This is a genomic window from Stagnihabitans tardus (assembly GCF_009925085.1).
GTDB classification, from domain to species: Bacteria; Pseudomonadota; Alphaproteobacteria; order Rhodobacterales; family Rhodobacteraceae; genus Stagnihabitans; species Stagnihabitans tardus.
On the sequence record NZ_JAABNR010000018.1, the window covers coordinates 1 to 17,567 of the forward strand.

Below are 17,567 nucleotides of genomic sequence, written 5' to 3' on the forward strand. Positions count from 1 at the left end.
AGAAGGGCCGAAGCCGGTCCATCTGGGCTTCGGTCAGCCAGAACAAGTTGCTCATAAATCAGGTCTCCTGGCCGACCGTGAATCACGGTCTTAGAGCGTGATCAATGGGTCCTGACCCTAGGCCACCCGGCAGGTCGGGTCGTCCTTCCAGCGCAGCCAAAGCGTCGGGCGCATCTCGGCCTCGGACAGGAAGGTGCGGACCGAGAAGACCTGGAAGGACATGGCGCGCGAGGCAAGGCCCCAATCGGGCTCCAGCGCCATCTCGTCCAGGCCGCCCGCCCAGACCCCGGGCTCCTGCGCCCGGGCAAAGCTGCCCTCGGCCTCGATCAGCGCCGCGCGGTCCCATTGGCGGAACAGCTGCAACGCCTCGGCATCGACCCGGGGCAGGATCGGACCCAGGGCCACCTGGGAGCGTTCGACCAGCCGCTCCAGCGCGTGGCGGCAAAAGCTGACGGCGGAGATGCGATAGCTCAGGTGACCGTCCAGCCGCAGCACGATCCGGTGGTAGATCAGCCCCGTCTCGGAGAAGAGCGCCGCGCCCGCCTGCTGGGCCCGGACCTCGCGGACCGAGCGGGTGACGACCGAAAGCCCCCCCGGCACCAGCGCCACCCGCACCACTCCCGCCCGGGCCTGCATCCGCAGGGCCAGGCGCTGCAAGCCCTTGGCATTGGGGCGGAAGTCCTGACCAAGCGCCACAAGCCCCGCCATGTCGGCCTGGGTCTTCTGCGCCTGGGCCAAGGCTTCGGCCGCAAGCCCGCGCTTGAGCGAGCGGCGCAGATAAGCGGCTTCGAAGGGGGAATGGGTCATCTGCATCCGGGGCTCCACGAGAATTAGGGAATCGCTAACTTTGTCAGGATGTGGGATAAGGGTGGCAATTCCTGTCGCGGAGATCCCATGTCCTTTCAGAAAGCCACCGACCTTTTGCGCCTGGCCGAGATGGCCGCCTCGCGTCATGGCGGGATCGGGTTGACCGAGATCGAAGAGACCTTTGCCGTCGACCGCCGCACGGCCCAGCGCATGACCAAGGCGCTGGAAGAGACCTTTCCGAACTGCGTCACCCGCACCGACGAGGACCGGCGCAAATACTGGAAGCTGCGGGGCGAGGATGCGCGGCTGATGCTGACCGTGGGGCTGCGCGACAGCGAGCTGGTCGCCCTGAACCTGGCCTTGCAGCGGGCCAGCCGCGATGGGGCCGAGACCGAGATCCGCGCCCTGACCCGCCTGCGCGACCGGCTTTTGGCCGCCATGCCCGGCCCCCATGCCCGCCGCGCCGAGGCCGATGCCGAAGCGGTGCTCGAGGCCCATGGCTTCGCCTCGCGCCCCGGGCCCATGGTGCGGGTCGGGCCCGACCTCCTGGGCCTGATCGCCGAGGCGCTGAAGGGGCCGCATGTCCTGGCCCTGACCTATAACGACCGCGCAAGGCGGCTGGAGCCGCATGGGCTCCTCCTTGGCACGCGGCGCTACCTGGTGGCGCGCGAGGTGGGCGAGAGCCGGATGCAGCATTACCGGCTGGACCGCATCCGCGACGCGCAGCTCGAGGTCACGAGCTTCGCCCGCGCCCCGGGCTTCGACCTGGCCACCCATGCCGCCCGCGCCTTCGGCAGCTATCACGCCGAGGCCGAATATGGCGAGGTCGTCTGGCGTTTCACCCCCAGGGCGGCCGAGACCGCGCGGGAGTTCCTGTTCCACCCGACCCAGGTGATGGAAGAGGACGAGACCGGCCTGACGGTCCGTTTCATGGCCTCGGGCTGGCTGGAGATGGCCTGGCATCTTTACCTCTGGGGCGATCAGGTCGAGGTCCTGGCGCCCGAGCCCCTGGCCCGGATGGTGGCGGCCCATCGCCGCGGCGATTTCCCGGCCCTGCCGTGACGGGGGCTCTTGCCCCGGGGCGAGCGGGGGCGGAAGATCAGCCCAAAGCCCCCCTCTGAAAGGCCACCCGATGACCTATTGGCCCGCCTCCTCTTCGACCACGCCGCGCTATGCCGGCCCGGTCAGCTTCTTTCGCCTGCCCAGCCTGACCGACCCAGGCGAGGCCGATATCGCCCTTCTGGGCCTGCCCTATGACGGCGGCACGACGAACCGCGCGGGCACGCGCCATGGCCCGCGCGCGATGCGCGAGATGAGCATGTTCATCCGCCCCTTTCACCATGTGACCAGGACCTCGCCCTATACGACCCACCGCGTGGCCGATTTCGGCGATGTGCCGATGAACCCCCTGGACATCGACGAGAGCCTCTCGCTGATCACCGCCCATTACGCGGGCCTCGGGCGCACGCGGCCCCTGACGGCGGGGGGCGACCACCTGATCACGCTGCCGATCCTGCGGGCCCTTGCCAAGGATGGCCCCGTCGGCCTGATCCAGTTCGACGCCCATTCCGACACCAACGACAGCTATTTCGGCGGCCAGCGCTACACGCATGGCACCTGGGTGCGCCGCGCCATCGAGGAGGGGCTGGTCGACCCTCGGCGGACGGTGCAGATCGGCATCAGGGGCACGCGCTATGCGCCTGACGGCAATGACTTTGCCGAAAACGCCGGAGTGACCACGCTTTACATCGAGGATGTCTACCGGCTGGGGATGGTGGGGGTCATCGCCGAAATCCGGCGGATCGTCGGCCTGGGCCCCGCCTATCTGACCTTCGACGTCGATGGCATCGACCCGGCCTATACGCCCGGCACCGGCACGCCCGAGGTCGGCGGCTATACCGTCTTCGAGGCCCAGCAGATGGTGCGCGGCTTGATGGGCCTGAACCTGGTGGGTGCCGATGTGGTCGAGGTCTCGCCGCCCTTCGACCCCAGCGGCAACACGGCGCTGGTGGGTGCCACGATGATGTTCGAAATCCTCTGCCTCATGGCGCGGCCCGAGGGCCCCTGAGACCGCCTATTCGTTTGATTGCCCTGAAGCCCCGGTCTAGGCTTTGGGGATGGGACGAGGACGGGGGACGGGATGACGACCGAGACGCGCAACCATATCGCGGGCCGCTGGGCCGAGGGCATCGCGACGCTCGCCAATATCAACCCCTCCGACCCGCGCGACGTGATCGGGCACTATGCCCAGGCCAGCGCCGCCCAGTTGGACGAGGCGGTGGCCGCGGCCCGCGCCGCGCAGCCGCTGTGGTGGGCGGCAGGCATCCAGAAGCGTCACGATGTCCTGATGGCCATCGGCACCGAGCTGATGGCGCGGGCGGGCGAGATCGGCCAGCTCCTCTCCCGCGAGGAGGGCAAGACCCTGGCCGAGGGCCGTGGCGAGGTCTACCGCGCCGGGCAGTTCTTCACCTATTACGCCGCCGAGGCCCTGCGGCTGATGGGCGACCAGGCCCAAAGCACCCGCCCGGGGATCGAGATCGACGTGCGGCGCGAGCCCCTGGGCGTCGTGGCCGTGATCAGCCCCTGGAACTTCCCCGTGGCGACCCCCGCCTGGAAGATCGCCCCGGCGCTCGCCTTCGGCAATGCCGTGGTCTGGAAGCCCGCCAACCTGACCCCCGCCAGCGCCGTGGCCCTGGCCGAGATCATCACCCGCCAGGACCTGCCCCAGGGCCTCTTCAACCTGGTGGCAGGCCCGGGCCGCGAGATCGGGCAAAGGCTGGTCGAACACCCCGGGATAGACGCCATCAGCTTTACCGGCTCGGTCCCGGTCGGGCGCGGCATCGCGGCCTCGGCGGTGGCCAATATGACCAAGGTGCAGATGGAGATGGGGTCCAAGAACCCCATGCTGATCCTGGAGGATTGCGACCTTGACCTTGCGGTGAGCCATGCGGCGGGGGCGGCCTTTGGCGGGACGGGGCAGAAATGCACCGCCGCCTCGCGGTTGATCGTGCATGAGGCGATCCACGATGCCTTTGTCGAGAAACTGGTGGCGGCGGCGGGGGCCTTCAAGGTGGGGCACGCGCTGGAAGAGGGCGTCCAGATCGGCCCCGTGGTCAGCGCCGAACAGCTGGCGCAGAACCTCGACTGGGTGGCGCGCGGTCGCGCCGAGGGGGCGGAGCTTCTCTGCGGCGGCACTAGGCTCGACCGCGCGACGGAGGGCTATTTCATGGCCCCCACGGTCTTTGCGGGCACGCGAAACGACATGGCGATCAACCGCGAAGAGATGTTCGCGCCCATCACCTGCATCATCAAGGTGGGCTCTTATGCCGAGGCCCTGGCCACGGCCAATGACAGCGCCTTTGGCCTGACGGCGGGGATCATGACCCGCAGCCTCTCCCGCGCCAGCCATTTCCGCGCCAATGTCCGGGCGGGCTGCGTCATGGTGAACCTGCCCACGGCGGGGACCGATTACCATGTCCCCTTCGGCGGGCGCGGCGCCTCCAGCTTCGGGCCGCGCGAACAGGGGTCTTATGCGGCGGAGTTCTATACCGCCGTCAAGACCTCTTATGTCGCGGCGGGGGCGCCGGAATGACCCCGCTGATCGACGGGCTGCAATATGCCAATTGGTCCGAAAAGATCTTCCGCCAGATGCGGGCGGGCGGGGTCGATGCCGTCCATGTCACGATCACCTACCACGAGACCTTCCGCGAGACCGTCCTGAACATCGAGGCCTGGAACCGCTGGTTCGAGCGCTTCCCCGATCTGATCTTCCAGGGCCGCAGCGCCTCGGACGTTGCCTTGGCGCGGGAAACCGGGCGGACGGCGATCTTCTTCGGCGCGCAGAACCCCAGCTGCATCGAGGACGATATCGGGCTTGTCCAGGTCCTGCACACGCTTGGCCTGCGCTTCATGCAGCTGACCTATAACAACCAGTCGCTTCTGGCGACGGGCTGCTACGAGAGCCATGACAGCGGCCTGACCCGCATGGGCCGCGAGGTCGTGGCCGAGATGAACCGCGTGGGGCTGGTCGTCGACATGAGCCACTCGGCAGAACGCTCGACGCTGGAGGCCATTGCCCATTCGACGCGGCCTATCGCCATCACCCATGCCAACCCCTTCGACTGGCACCCGGCGCGGCGCAACAAGTCCGACCGCGTGCTGAAGGAACTGGCGGAAAGCGGCGGGATCCTGGGCTTTTCGCTTTACCCCCATCACCTGAAGGGTGGCTCTTCCTGTTCGCTTGAGGACTTCTGCCAGATGGTCGCCCGGACGGCCGAGAAGATCGGCATCGGCGCGCTCGCCATCGGCACCGACCTCTGCCAGGACCAGCCCGATAGCGTGGTGGACTGGATGCGCTCCGGCCGCTGGACCAAGGCGGTCGATTACGGCGAGGGCTCGGCCGCGGCGCCCGGCTTTCCGCCCATGCCCGCCTGGTTCCAGGACAACCGCGACTTCGGCGCCATCGCAAAGGGCCTGGGCGCGGTTGGCTTCTCGGCGCCCGAGGTCGCGGCAATCATGGGGGGCAACTGGCTGGACTTCTTCGCCCGCAGCTTCCCCCCCGCAGGGAGCGCCGCATGACCCTGGCCCGGACCGCCCCCGAGCTTTCGGCCTTTCGCAGGCCCCCCGAACAGGTCATGCGGCTGGACCGCATGGGCGCCTCCCATCCGACGCGGCTGTCTTTCCTGCGGGCGCTTCTGCGCCGGATGCAGGCCGAGGGCTGGCGGTTCGACCGCCCGCTGTGGGAGGTCGATGACAGGGGCGTGGGCCGCGCGGTCTATCGCGCCATCGGCCCCGCGCGGACCTATAGCCTCGTGGCCTTTGCCCATGACCTGCCCGATCACCTGCGCTCGGACCGGGTGATCGCCACGGCCTGGGATGCGACCTTTGCCCTGGTCGATGGCACGCCGGATGCCGCCGACCTGGACCGGCTGGCCGCCAATGTCCCCCTGCAAGAGGCCGGACGGATCACCGCCAAAGAGCTTTGCCTCAGCCGGGCCAACCGCTCGGTGCGGCTGTTTGGTCATGTGGTGGACAGGCTCTCGCAGGGGCTTCAGCCCGAGGTCTCCGAGATCGAGGCGGTGGGCTATCTGATGCGCACGACGGCGGTCTATGGCTCGGGCAAGTTCGGGGCGGCGGATCGGGCGGTGATCGCCGACCGGCCCGAGCTCTCGGGGCCGTTCCGGGCCGAGATGCTGTCGGTCTGGCTGACGCGCGCCTTCACCGTCGACCTGGCCGAGCACCTGGCCCGCGCAAGGGGCGGCCCCCGCGCCGTGCCGCTTGACCGCGACCTGCGGCGGCGGCTCGGGGTGGGCAATTCCACCGGCCTTGGCATGGCGCCATTCCTCGTGCGCCACCCGGTCCTGTTGCACAACTGGATGCAGGCCCGCGAAGAGGCCCTGGCCCGGGTCCGCGCCCAAAACGCCGCTCTGCCCGAGGCCGTGGCGGGGCTGCGGGCTGCCTTGACGGCGGCAGGCGACAACGCCGCAAGCTGGGCCTCTGACCACCCGCTGCAACAGGCGAAACTGGCGGACCTGCGCCGCGACCTGGACCTGATCGGCGCGGCCCTGGAGGATTTCCCCCAAGGCGCGCGCCCCTGGGATGCGCTTTGGCGCTGGGGCGAGGCCCATCTGACCCTGGAAGGCCAGGAGGCGCTTCTGGCCCTGATGCTGGAGCCCCATGGCGCCCTGGTCGACGACCTGGCCGAAGAGATGAGCGCCGATGAGGCCTCGGTTTTCACCCTGGATGGCAGCATCCCGGTCGAGGCCTTTCGCGCCGACCTGGCGCGGCGCTATGCTTGGGCCCTGACCCGCGACTACCGCGACCCCGAAGAGCTTGCGCGGTTCTGGTATGTCTCGGAAGAGAAGCTCGAACCCCGGATCGGCCAGCGCTTTGCCGAAGACGGCGCCGCGCGCGAGCAGCCCCTGGGCGTCGGTCGCATGGCCTTTGACCTCGCGCAGGCGCTGGCCGACTGGCCCGGGGACCAGCCGCTTGCGGGCTTTCTTCTGGCCCATCCCGAACACCGCCAGATGGCGCGACGGGTGCAGCAGTCGCGCGCCCATCCCTATGCCGAGATCCAGGACAACCTCTTGGCCGCCGAGGTCCTGCCCATCGACCTTCTGCGCTGCAAGCTGGCCTTCTTCGGGGCGAGCCATTTCGACCCGCGTTCGGACAAATGGGTCCGGATCAGCCTCTGCAAGGGCGCGCCCTTTCCCGACGAGCTGGGCCCGTCATGACGGCCCTGTCGCAGAACGAGATCGAAAGCCTGGCCCTCCGCGCCGCGCGGGGGGCGGGGTTCAGCTGGGGCCTGGCCGAGGAGGCGGGCCTGGCCCTGGGCTGGCTGGCCGCGCGGGGCCATGACGGGACGGGGGCCCTGCTGGACCTGCTCAACGCCGGGCCCCTGGCGCGGCCCCTGCCCGGTCCTGGCCGCTGGCAGGCCCAAGGCCAAGGTCCACTCTGTCCGATCACGCTGGGTGCCGCACTGCTGGATCATGCGCGGCTGGCGGAGGGGCCGCTGGCCGGCCCGCTCGACCTGCCCCCGGTCGCGGCGCCGGTCCTGCTTGTGCCTTTCCTCGCGCGGCTGGCCGATCTGGGCGGCACCGCGCTGAAGATCGAGGCGCCCGGCCTTGGCTTCGTGATGGCGCCGCGCGTGGGCGGGCCGCTGCCGGTGCTGGCGACCACTCCCCTGGCGCTGCGCATCGTGCCCTTGGCCGCAGCACTTCCCCTCTTCGACCCCGCGATCCTGGATGCCCTTGGCCTTTATGCCCTGCGCACCACGGTTCCCGCGACCGAAACCTCGCGCGGCGGGGCGGGAAGCGCCACGCCCGACAGCGACTGACGGCCTCAGGCCAGATGCGCCAGCCGCGCCCCTTCAAAGCGGGAGAGGGCGCGTGCGATCTGAGCCTCGCTCTCCATCAGGCAGGCGGCGGTCGAGAGCGCGTCGGCCAGGCCCGCGCCCGGCGCCGTGACCGTCACCAGCTTCCAGCGCGGCACGGCGGGCAATCCGGTCAGGGGCGAGAGGATATGCCCCACCTGCCCCGCGGCATCGAACAGCGTGCCCAGGGCCGAAGAGCTTGCCAGCCCGCCATGGGCCAGGCCCAGATGCCCCCCCCGCGCCAGCGTCACCGGCCAGGGCGCGCCATCGGCCCGGGGGCCCGGCGCGCGGAGCTCTCCGGTGTCGACCAGGACATGACGCAGCCCCCGCGCCTGCAAGAGCGCGCTGACCCGGTCGGCGATGCAGCCCTGCGCCACGCCGTTCAGCGTCAGCGCCATGCCCGGGGCCAGCCGCACCTCCTGCGCATCGAATGACAGCCCCGCCCAGCCGCAGCGCTCGAGGACCCGGGCGATCTGCTCGGCCCGGGGCGGCTGTCCCGCGCTGTAACCTTCGGCGTATAGCGCCCAAAGCGGCTGGATCGTCGGATCGAAAAGCCCCCCGGTCGCCGCATGGACGCTGCCGCACAACGCCAGGCACTCCAGCAGCTCGAAGGGCGGCGCGGCAAGCCGACCGTCGCGGTTCAGCCGTGTCAGCGCACTCTCGGTGCAAAGCGAGAAGATCGCCTCGAGCCGCGCGATCTCGGCCAGGGCTTCGGCGGCGATCTCGGCGGAATCGGGGTGGTCGATCAGGATGCGGGCGCGGGCGCCCAGCGCCTGGCCGCGCCATTCGGTGAAGGCCGCGGCCGGGCTGGCCACGAGGGATGCCGTTATGGTCAGGAAGCGGCGACGGGTCAGCATGTCAGTTGCCTTCGGTTGCGGATTTCAGGCGGGCGGCAAAATCCGAAGGGTCTTCGGGCGCCTCGGCCTCTTCTGTCTCGATCGGGAGTTCGGCCAGGGTCAGGACCTTGCCGCCGAATTCGGCCGCAAAGGCCTGGGCCCGGGCGGGGTCGGCAAAGGGGATGAACTCGGGCTGATCCATGCCGCCCAGGCGCCGCGAGCCCACGACATAGGTGGCCTTGGCGGCCAGGACCCAGGGCGCATGGGCCGGGTCGTCCCAATCGGCGGCGCCCATGTCGGTGACATAGGTGGCCAGGATGACGCCATCGCGTTCGGGCATCCGCAGATAGGCCAGGGCATCGCGGACCTGGCTGAAGAACAGCGGCTGGCCGGGGAAGGTGTCGAGATGGACCTGCGCCTTGGGCCCGCCATGGTCCATGATGTTCATCTGGCAGAAAAAGCCGATGGAATCGGGCGTCATGGCGATGGGGTCGGGGATCGGCACCTCTTCGCGGCAGGCGGCCAGGAGGAGAAGGGCCAGGGCAAGACGTTTCATGGTTGCACCTTGCGGAAAGAGACAAGCGCGAGACCGAAGGCCAGGAAGGGCCACAGCGCGACCGACAGGGCCGACCACGGGACAGGCACGGAAGAGGCGGCCGAGGCGACCCCGGCGGCGGCCCCGGTCGCCTGCGACGCGGCGAGGTTGTAAAGCCGGAAGGCATCGGCCGGATTGGCCAGAAGCGTCAGGGGGAAGACATGCAGGGTAAAGGCCCCGCCATTGTCGGCCACCACGGCCGCCAGAAGGCCCAGGTCGTAAAGCACCACGGCCAGAAGCCAAAGCCCGACGGCCAGCCCCGCCGCCCCCGAGGGCCTTCGCGCGCGGGCCGAGATGGCATAGCCCAGGCCCAGGAACGTGGCCCCGAGCGCGATGGAGCTGAGGACCAGCCGGACCAGCGCCGGCAGGCCCTCGACCGCGCGCGGATCGAGGATCGCGGCCAGGACCCCCGCCGCGCCGAACCCCGCGACCATGGCCAGGGACAGGATGGCCAGATGCGCCAGGGCCTTGCCCGCCAGGAGCTGGCCGCGCGACAGCGGATAGGTCAGGATCAACGCAAGTGTGCCGCGCTCGACCTCTCCGGCGACCGCGTCGAAGGACATCAGCAAGGCCATCAAGGGCACGAGATAGACCGAAAGGCTCGTCAGGCTGGCCACGGTGACCGAGAGCCGGTCCACCCCAAGCGACCCCGTGGGGCCGGAGCCCGCTGCCGAGAGGACCAGGGCGAAGACGACCATCAGCCCCATGGCGATGGCAAGCCAGCGGTTGCGCAACCCGATGCGGAACTCGGACAGGGCAAGGGCGAGTATGGCAGTCATTGGCCGTCCCTTCGGCTGAAGTGGGAATAGATGTCCTCGAGCGAGGGCGGGATCACGTCGACATCGGCGACCTTGGGACCCAAGGCGGCGATCCGGGCCAGGTGGCCCAGCTTTTCAGGGGCCTTGCAGGTCAGGACCAGCTTCTCCCCCACCCGCTCGGCCCCGGGCAGATGCGTGGCCACGCCATCGCCCTGCCCCGTCGCCGGGGTCACGACCAGCGCGACGGGCAGACCCGCCTCGATGCGCAGACGCTCCAGCGCGCCCTCGGCCACCAGGCGCCCGCCCGAGAGGATGACGATGCGGTCGGTGCGCGCCTCGACCTCGGTCAGGGCATGGGAGGACAGGAGGATCGCCGCGCCCTGGGCCGAAAGCCCGTCCAGAAGCGCGTAGAAATCCCGCCGCGAGACCGGGTCGAGGCCCGAGGTCGGCTCGTCCAGGATCAAGAGCCGGGGATGGCCGATCAGCGCCTGGGCGAGGCCGACGCGCTGGCGCATCCCCTTGGAATAGGTGCCGATCCGGCGCGCGGCCGCGTCATGCAGCCCGACCCGGGCCAGAAGCGCGCGGGCGCCCCTGGGATCTTGGCCGCGCAGGGAGAGGAAGAGGCCGATCTGCTCCTCTCCGGTCAGGGCCGGGTGAAAGGCCACGTTTTCCGGCAGATAGGCCACGCCCGCACGCCGCACGCCCGGGGCGGCGCCCAGGACCTGCACCGCGCCGCCGTCATGGGGGATCAGCCCCAAGACGATCTTCATCAGCGTGGATTTCCCCGCGCCATTGTGGCCCAGCAAAGCCACGCGCTCTCCGGGGGCGACCGAAAAGGTCACCCGGTCCAGCGCGCGGGCCGGGCCATAGGTCTTAGTGAGATCCTGAAGTTTCAGCGTCACTTGCGGTGTCCTTTTGCCAGCGGTCGCCCACGAGCGCCGCCGCTTCGGCCCATGCGGGGGCCAGGGGAATGTCGATGGGCGCCATCAGCGGATGGCTGTCGATGATCCCGCCGGGCAGCGTGGCGGGGAAGGAGGACTGGCTCCAGCGGATCAACTGCACAGCCGGTGCGCCGGTCAGCAGGCCAGCGGCGGGCTGGCTCCACAGGATATGGTCCATCAGGTCATTGGGGCGGAAGGCCTGGTCGGCGAAACCGTCGCCGTTCAGGTCGAAGGCGGCGAGGTCGGACCAGAAGTTGCCCCGCCCCTCGAGGCTCCATTCCAGGTCGCGGGTGCCCACGTATTTCACCTGGTTGCGGTTGGCGACGAAGGCATTCCCGGTCACGGCGTTGCGCGCCGATCCCGCCGTATAGTGGATGCCGATGCCGCAGCCCTGAAACCGGTTGCCCGCGATCAGGTTCTTGTTGGCGTCGTAAAGGAAGGTGCACTTGGCGGCGCCTACGACGAGGTTGCCCGTGACGTCGCTGTCATTGGCCGAATTCAGCATCACCCCGTGGTCGCGGTCCATCAGGGACACGTTCCCCCGGATCGTCACCTTGCGCGAATACATCACCGCAAAGCCCAGGTGGTTGCCGATCGAGACATTGTCCTCGATCACGCTGTTCATCGTATACATGTAATGGACGGCAAAGCGCAGGTCGCGGAAGGTGTTGCGCCGGAAGATGTCGTCCCTGCTGGCATTGGCAAAGATCCCGTCGCGGCCGTATTGGACCTCGTTGTCCTCGATCACCACGCCCGGCGCGTTCCAGACGTAAAACCCGTTGCCGCGCGCAACCATGTGGGGGTCTTGCGTCCCCACGATCCGGTTGCGGCGGGCAATGCTGCCCGTCGAGCCGTGGAAGTCGATGCCATGCATGTTGTCGGTCAAGAGGCAGTCCTCGATGAGGGTCCGCGCAACGCCTTTCGGCACCTTGATCCCGGCGTCGATATCCTCGTTGCGCGGGCCCGAGCCGGTGACATGCAGGCCCCTCAGCGTCACGTCATCGGCGGTGACCAAAAGGACCGTCCCCTTGTGGCCGCCGTCGATGGTGCTGTCTTTGCCCTGGATCGTCAGGGGCTTGTCGATGACGGCGGGGCCATAGGTCCCCGGCGCCAGTTGCAGGATATCCCCCGGGGCGGCGGCCGCGATGGCCGCCGTCAGGGTGCCCGCCCCGGGCGGGACGGGGATTTCCTTGGCCTGCAAAGGGGTTGCAAGCATGAGGAGGACAAGGACCCGGGGCGGAAACATCGCGTTACGCCTTCGGCTTCACGAACATCCGGCCGCGCATCTCCATATGGAGCGCGTGGCAGAACCATTGGCAGTAATACCAATAGACCCCCGGATTGGCGGCGACGAAGGTGACGGAAGAGGTCGCCTGCGGCCCGATCTCCATCGCCACGCCGTGGCCGCCCATGGTGAAGCCATGGGTCAGGTCGTCGATGTCATCGAGGTTGGTGACGATGACGGTGACCTCGTCGCCCTCGTTGACCTCGAAGGTCTCCAGCGCAAACGAAGGCGCCTGGGACGAGATATAGACCCGCACCTTGCTCGGGTCCGCCTTGTCGCGGATCACCATGTCCTGCCAGTCGTCCAGGTTCACGCCATCGGCTTCCGCCTGGGCCCGGGTCTCGGCCCACATCGGGTCCTTGCGCTCCCAGACCGACTTGATGCCCGACAGCTTGCTGGCATGGACCGCGATGGCGTCATGGGGCTCGGCAAAGTTCGGGCCGTCGTGGATGACCTTCATCTTGTCGCCCGAAGTGTCGATCAGCTGATCGTTTTCCGGCTTCAGCGGGCCGACGTTCAGGAAGCGGTCCTTCGAGAATTTGCACAGGCAGACCAGCCACTTGCCATCGGCCTCCAGCGTCTCGCCCATCGAGGTCTTCAGGTGGCCGGGCTGGTATTGCACATCCACCTTGTCCAGGATCGGATCGACCTTTTCCCCGGCGTAAAGCCGCTTGGCGAGGTCGATGTTCCACTTCACGACCTGGCTGTCGAGGAAGAGCGAGGTATAGACATTGCCCTGCCCGTCGAAAGCGTTGTGCAGGGGCCCAAGCCCCAGCTCCGGCTCGGCCACGACGACCGAGCGCGGGTCGGCGTCGGTTTCGAACAGCGTGTCCAGCTTGGTCACGTCGATCACCGTGACGGTCGGGCTCAGTTTCCCGCCGATGCACAGGTGCACCTTGTCGGGCGCCATGTTGCAGCCATGGGGGTTGTTGGCGATGGGGATATAGCGGGTGAACTGGCTCCCCGCCTCTTTCCGCCCGTCCAGCACCTTGACGCCGTTCAGCTCCTGGAACTGCCCCGCCGCGATGGCCTTCTCGATCTCGGCGATGTTGAAGACCACGACATGGTCCATGTCGGAGGCCGTCATCTCGGCGGTGTTCGTCCCCATCTCGGAGTTATAGCTGGTGGAGAACGCCCATTTCCCCTCGTAATCCGCGTCGCAGTTGTCGAGGTTGCCCGAGACGATCACCTGCCAGGCCACGTCCCACTTGTCGGCATCCACGGCGGTGAAGATGTTCACATAGGTCGAGACATCCGTCATGGTCTTGCCGTCGTTGACCAGCGGGCTTTCATCCTCGCCGTTGCAGAAGACATAGTTGGTGCGCGGCCATTTCTGCGGGCGCATCCCGTGGATGGCATGGGCGTTGGGCACTTCCAGGATGGCGTCGCATTTCATCACGTCGCCACGGACCCGGGCCACGCGGGTGTTGGCCTTGTCGTTCATGAAGAGGAAGCGGCCGTCGTATTTGCCTTCCGTCATCGACATGTGGACATGGTGCAGGTCGCCGTTGTCATGGACTTTCTTGCCGTTGGCGGCGAGGAACTTCCTGGTGTGTTCCGTCATCGACCGCTGGTGAATGCGGATCGACTCGTTGGTGATGCCCCAGCCGGTGGCGGAACAGCGGTTGAAGACCGGAACCCGCATGAGTTCGCGCATCGAGGGGATGCCCAGGATCCGCATTTCGCCGGTCTGGCCCGAGGACCAGAAGCCGTAGTATTCGTCCAGCATCCCCGGGGCGATCGTTGCGGCTTCCTCTGCGCTGGCCGAGGTTGCGGTCAGGGCTGCGGCTCCGGCAAGGCCAGCCGCGCCCCCGCCGAGGCCGATGCGGCCGGCCATGGCGCCGAAAAGCGCGGCTCCGGTGGCCGTGGCGCCCAGGAGGCCGCGGCGGGAAAGTCCTTTGCTGTCAGACATGTTCTTGTCCTTTCACGTTGGGGTGGTTCTTGAGGGTCGAGGGGTCGCGCGCCACCGCTGCCCGGCGCTTGTCTTGCCGGATGACGACGGGGCACTTGGCGTGGCTTTGGTAAAGCACCTGGCAATTCAGGCAGTTGACGCATTCGTTCGGGTTGATCTCTCCGGTCGGATGGATCGCCTGGACGGGGCAGTCATTGGCGCAGGTCTGGCAGGGCGCGCCGCAGTCGTGATAGCGCTTCAGCCAGTCGAACATGCGCATCCGGGCCGGTATGGCCAGGGCTCCGCCCAGGGGGCAGAGGTAGCGGCAATAGAACCGCTCGACGAAAAGCCCGGCCATCAGAAGCGCTGCGACATAGGCCACGAAGGGCCAGGCGCGGACGAATTTCAGGATGATGGCGGTCTTGAAGGGTTCGACCTCGGCCAGGTGTTCGGCCTGTTCGATCGAGGCCAGGGACACGCCGAAGAGCCCGAGGAAGATCATGTACTTGATCGGCCACAGACGCTCGTTCAGGCCCCAGGGCAGGGTCCATTGCGGGACATGCAGCGCCCGGGCGGCGCGGTTCGTCAGCTCTTGCAAGGCGCCAAAGGGGCAGAGCCAGCCGCAATAGGCGCCGCGTCCCCAGAAGATCAGCGAGGCCGCCACGGCGAACCACAGGATGAAGGTCAGGGGGTCCAGGAGGAAGGCCTGCCAGGAGAAGCCATGGGTCAGGGCGCCGAACAGCGCCATCAGGTTGACGACCGACAACTGGGCATTGGCGTAAAAGCCCAGGAAGACCAGCGTGACAGCGAGGTAACCCATGCGGAACCACAGGAAGGCCCGGGCATTGCGCGTGGCATAGCCCTGGAAGAAGAAGACCAGGGTCAGGACGCCCAGCATGGCGGCCAGGCCCGCGATCTCGAAGCGCTTGCCCACCCAGATCTTCTTCCACAGCTCGGCCTGGGCCGCATCCTCGGTCCCGCGCTCCGAAGCTGCCCCCGCTGAGGCGGGGGCCTCGAGTTTTGCGGGCTTCAGGTAGTGGGCGGGCAGTTGGTAGCCCAGGTCGAAGGTGATGAAGGCCTTTTCCGTCGCCCCGACCGCCCGGCTGACCAGGAGTTGCAGGCGGAAGGGCTTGGCGGGGTCGAAGCCCGGATCGGTGATGCGGAAGAGGTCCATTTCCGTGAAGCCCGGAGCCCCCGCCCCAAGGCCGACCAGCCGCTTGTGGTCGCGGTCATGGAAGCGGACGGTCACGTCGTCCTGCACCAGGAGGATGCGGTCGAAGATCCCGCCGCGCACATAGCCCGAACCCTTGAAGGAATAGAGCCCGCTGCCCGCAACCGCCACGGCCGCCTCGCCGGGCTTGAGCCAGGTGGCCAGGTTCGCGGCCTCGGCCTCGCCCAGCACGGCCCTGGCGATGGCGGGATGCGAGACCAGGGCCAGCTCCATCTCGACGAAGGCCGTCTCGGGCGGCTCGGTCAGGGGGCGCTCTGCGGCGCGGGGATCGGGCAAGGCGGCAAAGGCCGCGTTGACCTGGCCCACGTCCAGGGAGAGCCTGCGGATCGTGCCATCGCCCTCCAGCGCCTGCCAGCCTTCGGGCGCGGTGGCCATCGGGTCGATCTCGGCCCGGGGGCCTTCGGTCTCGGCCTTGAGCCCGCCCAGGCCCAGGGCGCGCGCCACCTTGATGCCCGAGCGCAGGATGGAATCGTCGATCACCATGACCGTGACCGTGGCGCCCGAGATGATCTCCGGCATGGCGTCGCTGCCCTGCGCCTCGGCCGCCAGGTCCCGACCGATATAGCTGGCGGCCAGGGCCTTGACCCTGGCCTCGGGGATGCCAATGAGGACGATGGGTTCAGAGTGCTTGACCAGCTTGACGCCCGTCACATGGGCGGTCAGGTCGAGCGCGACCATCACATGGATGGGCTTGCCGCTATAGCCCGTGGTGCCGACGAAATCGCTGGTGACAAAGGCCCAGCCGATCTGTTCGGCCCCTTTCATCACCGGGGTGACGGGCAGTTCGGCCTGGATGGGCCCAAAGCCGTCAGCGCCCGCCACCAGGTCGGAGGCCGCAACTTCGGGCAGGTATTTCGCCAGGACGCTCTCGGCCTGGGCCGGAAGGGCAAGGCACAGAAGACAAAGCAGGGATCGGATCAGGTGCATGGGAGTTCTCAGGCCTCCAACGGGGGCGCGCGGGCGCGGGCGCCGGGCTCGGGGGCGGGACGGGACTGGGTGGGAAAGGCAAAGCCCAGGGGCTCGGCGCCGCCCGGGACCCAGGCTGGGGCGCGTGGGGCCGAGAGGGTCAGGGAGGGGGCCGCCAGGCAGTCGGGGCAATCGGCGCAGGGCTTGGCGGGCTTGCCCTGGGCATCCAGCCAGATCACGCCCTCATGGCCGCAAGCCTGCACGGCGAAGACGGCCTCTCCGGGGCAGGCGGCTGCCGTCTGCACGCCCATCAGGCCCAGGAGCAGGCTGAGGCAAAGGCAGAGAATCTGGCGAAGCGACCATGTCATGCCGCCTGTCTAGGCTGCGACGACTCACGCGGCCTTGATTTGGGTCAAATAGAATATCCTTTTAAAGCGCTGGCCGTTCTGTCGCATGCCCCTCCCCTTGACCGCCGACATGAAACCTTCATCTTGGCCGGAGGGGGGAAAGCGATGCGTCTGACCAGCTTCACCGACTATGCCCTGCGGGTCCTGATCTATGCGGCGGGGCACGAGGGGGCGCGCGTCACGATCGAGGAGGCGGCGTCCTATTTCGCCATCTCGCATGCCCATCTGAAGAAGGTGGTCCTGGGCCTGTCGCGGGCGGGGTTCCTGGCCTCGACCAAGGGGCGGCACGGCGGCTTCGCCCTCGCCCGTCCGGCCTCGGAGATCAACATCGCCGATGTCGTCCAGGCGACCGAGCCGGATTTCGGCCTGTTCGAGTGCTTTCTGACCGGCAACGCCTGCCGCATCTCGCGACCCTGCCGCCTGCCGAACCTTGCCAACGAGGCGCTGGAGGCTTTCCTTGCCACCCTGCGCAAATACACCCTGGCCGATGCCATGGTGCGACCGGAGTTCTTCACCCTGCCCGCCGCGCCAAGCGAGCCGCTTCGCGGTCCAAGGCGCGGGGCAAGCGCGCGCCAGCCCGGCTAAGGGACGGCAAAGGCCCTGGCAGGTCGATGGAGAAGCGGTTGCGCGTCAGGGGCTCGAAAAGCGCGCGACCCGAGACGCAGTCGAGACTCGCCGCGCGCAGGCCTGCCACGACCTGGAAGAAGGCCCAGTGTTCGAAGACGGTTTCGGTGGGCTTGGCGCGTTCGTCGTTGGCCTCTGCGACGACCACGACACTTTGCCCGACGAAGGCGCGCATGGTGGCGGCCAGCCGGCCGTCATGCGGCTCGCTGCGAAAGACGGGCCTGTCCAGGGCCTGGCGCGGCGACCGGGCGTGCAAGCGGTCGGCGCTGACCGCCCCGACGGCGGAGGTCTGGGCGCCGGACCTGGCCACAAAGCCCAGACGCAAGCGCCTGGTGGCAAAGCTTGCATCACCTCGGACCTGCTGACGCGTTCGATCTCGCCGGCCCCGGCGCGCATCTCGTCGGAAAGTGCCCCG

Annotated in this window: 17 protein-coding genes; 7 read left to right on the forward strand and 10 right to left on the reverse strand. The window is 68.4% G+C overall.

The window, feature by feature from the left end:
- Positions 1–117: 117 nt before the first annotated feature.
- Positions 118–807 carry a hypothetical protein gene (locus tag GV832_RS16205; protein ID WP_168775926.1) on the reverse strand — a complete coding sequence of 230 codons (690 nt, stop codon included), beginning with the start codon at positions 805–807 and terminating at the stop codon, positions 118–120.
- Positions 808–894: 87 nt separating this feature from the next.
- Here GV832_RS16205 and GV832_RS16210 point away from each other — a divergent pair, with 87 nt between their 5' ends.
- The 6 genes from GV832_RS16210 (at position 895) to GV832_RS16235 (ending at position 7,642) form a co-directional block, all read left to right on the forward strand.
- Positions 895–1,869 (forward strand): helix-turn-helix transcriptional regulator, encoded by a 975-nt coding sequence (locus GV832_RS16210; protein WP_168775927.1) that lies wholly within the window; start codon positions 895–897, stop codon positions 1,867–1,869.
- 70 nt (positions 1,870–1,939) lie between these two features.
- Positions 1,940–2,875, forward strand: a complete 936-nt coding sequence (locus tag GV832_RS16215; RefSeq protein WP_168775928.1) for an agmatinase — start codon at positions 1,940–1,942, stop codon at positions 2,873–2,875.
- 72 nt (positions 2,876–2,947) lie between these two features.
- A complete protein-coding gene (locus GV832_RS16220; protein WP_168775929.1) occupies positions 2,948–4,399 on the forward strand; it encodes an aldehyde dehydrogenase family protein in 1,452 nt (483 codons plus the stop codon).
- Positions 4,396–5,385 carry a membrane dipeptidase gene (locus GV832_RS16225; RefSeq protein ID WP_168775930.1) on the forward strand — a complete coding sequence of 330 codons (990 nt, stop codon included), beginning with the start codon at positions 4,396–4,398 and terminating at the stop codon, positions 5,383–5,385. Before GV832_RS16220 ends, GV832_RS16225 begins: the two co-directional genes overlap by 4 nt.
- Complete coding sequence (locus tag GV832_RS16230) at positions 5,382–7,040, forward strand: hypothetical protein (protein ID WP_168775931.1); 1,659 nt, start codon at positions 5,382–5,384, stop codon at positions 7,038–7,040. Before GV832_RS16225 ends, GV832_RS16230 begins: the two co-directional genes overlap by 4 nt.
- On the forward strand, positions 7,037–7,642 hold the full coding sequence (locus GV832_RS16235; RefSeq protein WP_168775932.1) for a DUF3726 domain-containing protein: 606 nt from the start codon (positions 7,037–7,039) through the stop codon (positions 7,640–7,642). Before GV832_RS16230 ends, GV832_RS16235 begins: the two co-directional genes overlap by 4 nt.
- A gap of 5 nt (positions 7,643–7,647) precedes the next feature.
- Here GV832_RS16235 and GV832_RS16240 read toward each other — a convergent pair whose 3' ends face one another.
- From GV832_RS16240 to GV832_RS16275, 8 genes are read right to left on the reverse strand one after another with little or no spacing between them, the layout of a single operon-like run.
- On the reverse strand, positions 7,648–8,535 hold the full coding sequence (locus GV832_RS16240) for an FAD:protein FMN transferase (protein WP_435531770.1): 888 nt from the start codon (positions 8,533–8,535) through the stop codon (positions 7,648–7,650).
- A 1-nt stretch (position 8,536) separates the two neighbouring features.
- The gene (locus GV832_RS16245; protein WP_168775933.1) at positions 8,537–9,070 is read right to left on the reverse strand and encodes a nitrous oxide reductase accessory protein NosL; all 534 of its coding nucleotides are present in this window, start codon (positions 9,068–9,070) and stop codon (positions 8,537–8,539) included.
- A complete protein-coding gene (locus GV832_RS16250) occupies positions 9,067–9,888 on the reverse strand; it encodes an ABC transporter permease (protein WP_168775934.1) in 822 nt (273 codons plus the stop codon). The genes GV832_RS16245 and GV832_RS16250 overlap by 4 nt, the downstream gene beginning before the upstream one ends.
- Entirely contained in the window at positions 9,885–10,769 is an 885-nt protein-coding gene (locus tag GV832_RS16255) for an ABC transporter ATP-binding protein (RefSeq protein ID WP_354001973.1), read from the reverse strand. Before GV832_RS16255 ends, GV832_RS16250 begins: the two co-directional genes overlap by 4 nt.
- Positions 10,741–12,024, reverse strand: coding sequence for a nitrous oxide reductase family maturation protein NosD (locus GV832_RS16260; protein WP_227754480.1), 1,284 nt, complete (start codon positions 12,022–12,024; stop codon positions 10,741–10,743). The genes GV832_RS16255 and GV832_RS16260 overlap by 29 nt, the downstream gene beginning before the upstream one ends.
- 34 nt (positions 12,025–12,058) lie before the next feature.
- Positions 12,059–14,005 (reverse strand): TAT-dependent nitrous-oxide reductase, encoded by a 1,947-nt coding sequence (nosZ, locus tag GV832_RS16265; protein WP_168775936.1) that lies wholly within the window; start codon positions 14,003–14,005, stop codon positions 12,059–12,061.
- Positions 13,998–16,142: a 4Fe-4S binding protein gene (locus GV832_RS16270; protein WP_168775937.1), complete on the reverse strand. Its 2,145-nt coding sequence runs from the start codon at positions 16,140–16,142 to the stop codon at positions 13,998–14,000. Before GV832_RS16270 ends, nosZ begins: the two co-directional genes overlap by 8 nt.
- Before the next feature lie 8 nt (positions 16,143–16,150).
- On the reverse strand, positions 16,151–16,489 hold the full coding sequence (locus GV832_RS16275; RefSeq protein ID WP_168775938.1) for a hypothetical protein: 339 nt from the start codon (positions 16,487–16,489) through the stop codon (positions 16,151–16,153).
- 144 nt (positions 16,490–16,633) lie between these two features.
- Here GV832_RS16275 and GV832_RS16280 point away from each other — a divergent pair, with 144 nt between their 5' ends.
- Positions 16,634–17,113 carry an RrF2 family transcriptional regulator gene (locus tag GV832_RS16280; RefSeq protein WP_168775939.1) on the forward strand — a complete coding sequence of 160 codons (480 nt, stop codon included), beginning with the start codon at positions 16,634–16,636 and terminating at the stop codon, positions 17,111–17,113.
- On the opposite strand, the gene GV832_RS16285 is transcribed toward GV832_RS16280, so the two are convergent.
- The gene (locus tag GV832_RS16285) at positions 17,040–17,477 is read right to left on the reverse strand and encodes a hypothetical protein (protein WP_168775940.1); all 438 of its coding nucleotides are present in this window, start codon (positions 17,475–17,477) and stop codon (positions 17,040–17,042) included. The genes GV832_RS16280 and GV832_RS16285 overlap by 74 nt on opposite strands.
- Between the last annotated feature and the right edge of the window lie 90 nt (positions 17,478–17,567).

Bases quoted from the DNA above. Each gene is read 5' to 3' on its own strand.
- GV832_RS16205 (WP_168775926.1), bottom strand. From the start codon at position 807: ATGACCCATTCCCCCTTCGAAGCCGCTTATCTGCGCCGCTCGCTCAAG.
- GV832_RS16210 (WP_168775927.1), top strand. From the start codon at position 895: ATGTCCTTTCAGAAAGCCACCGACCTTTTGCGCCTGGCCGAGATGGCC.
- GV832_RS16215 (WP_168775928.1), top strand. From the start codon at position 1,940: ATGACCTATTGGCCCGCCTCCTCTTCGACCACGCCGCGCTATGCCGGC.
- GV832_RS16220 (WP_168775929.1), top strand. From the start codon at position 2,948: ATGACGACCGAGACGCGCAACCATATCGCGGGCCGCTGGGCCGAGGGC.
- GV832_RS16225 (WP_168775930.1), top strand. From the start codon at position 4,396: ATGACCCCGCTGATCGACGGGCTGCAATATGCCAATTGGTCCGAAAAG.
- GV832_RS16230 (WP_168775931.1), top strand. From the start codon at position 5,382: ATGACCCTGGCCCGGACCGCCCCCGAGCTTTCGGCCTTTCGCAGGCCC.
- GV832_RS16235 (WP_168775932.1), top strand. From the start codon at position 7,037: ATGACGGCCCTGTCGCAGAACGAGATCGAAAGCCTGGCCCTCCGCGCC.
- GV832_RS16240 (WP_435531770.1), bottom strand. From the start codon at position 8,535: ATGCTGACCCGTCGCCGCTTCCTGACCATAACGGCATCCCTCGTGGCC.
- GV832_RS16245 (WP_168775933.1), bottom strand. From the start codon at position 9,070: ATGAAACGTCTTGCCCTGGCCCTTCTCCTCCTGGCCGCCTGCCGCGAA.
- GV832_RS16250 (WP_168775934.1), bottom strand. From the start codon at position 9,888: ATGACTGCCATACTCGCCCTTGCCCTGTCCGAGTTCCGCATCGGGTTG.
- GV832_RS16260 (WP_227754480.1), bottom strand. From the start codon at position 12,024: ATGCTTGCAACCCCTTTGCAGGCCAAGGAAATCCCCGTCCCGCCCGGG.
- nosZ (WP_168775936.1), bottom strand. From the start codon at position 14,005: ATGTCTGACAGCAAAGGACTTTCCCGCCGCGGCCTCCTGGGCGCCACG.
- GV832_RS16270 (WP_168775937.1), bottom strand. From the start codon at position 16,142: ATGCACCTGATCCGATCCCTGCTTTGTCTTCTGTGCCTTGCCCTTCCG.
- GV832_RS16275 (WP_168775938.1), bottom strand. From the start codon at position 16,489: ATGACATGGTCGCTTCGCCAGATTCTCTGCCTTTGCCTCAGCCTGCTC.
- GV832_RS16280 (WP_168775939.1), top strand. From the start codon at position 16,634: ATGCGTCTGACCAGCTTCACCGACTATGCCCTGCGGGTCCTGATCTAT.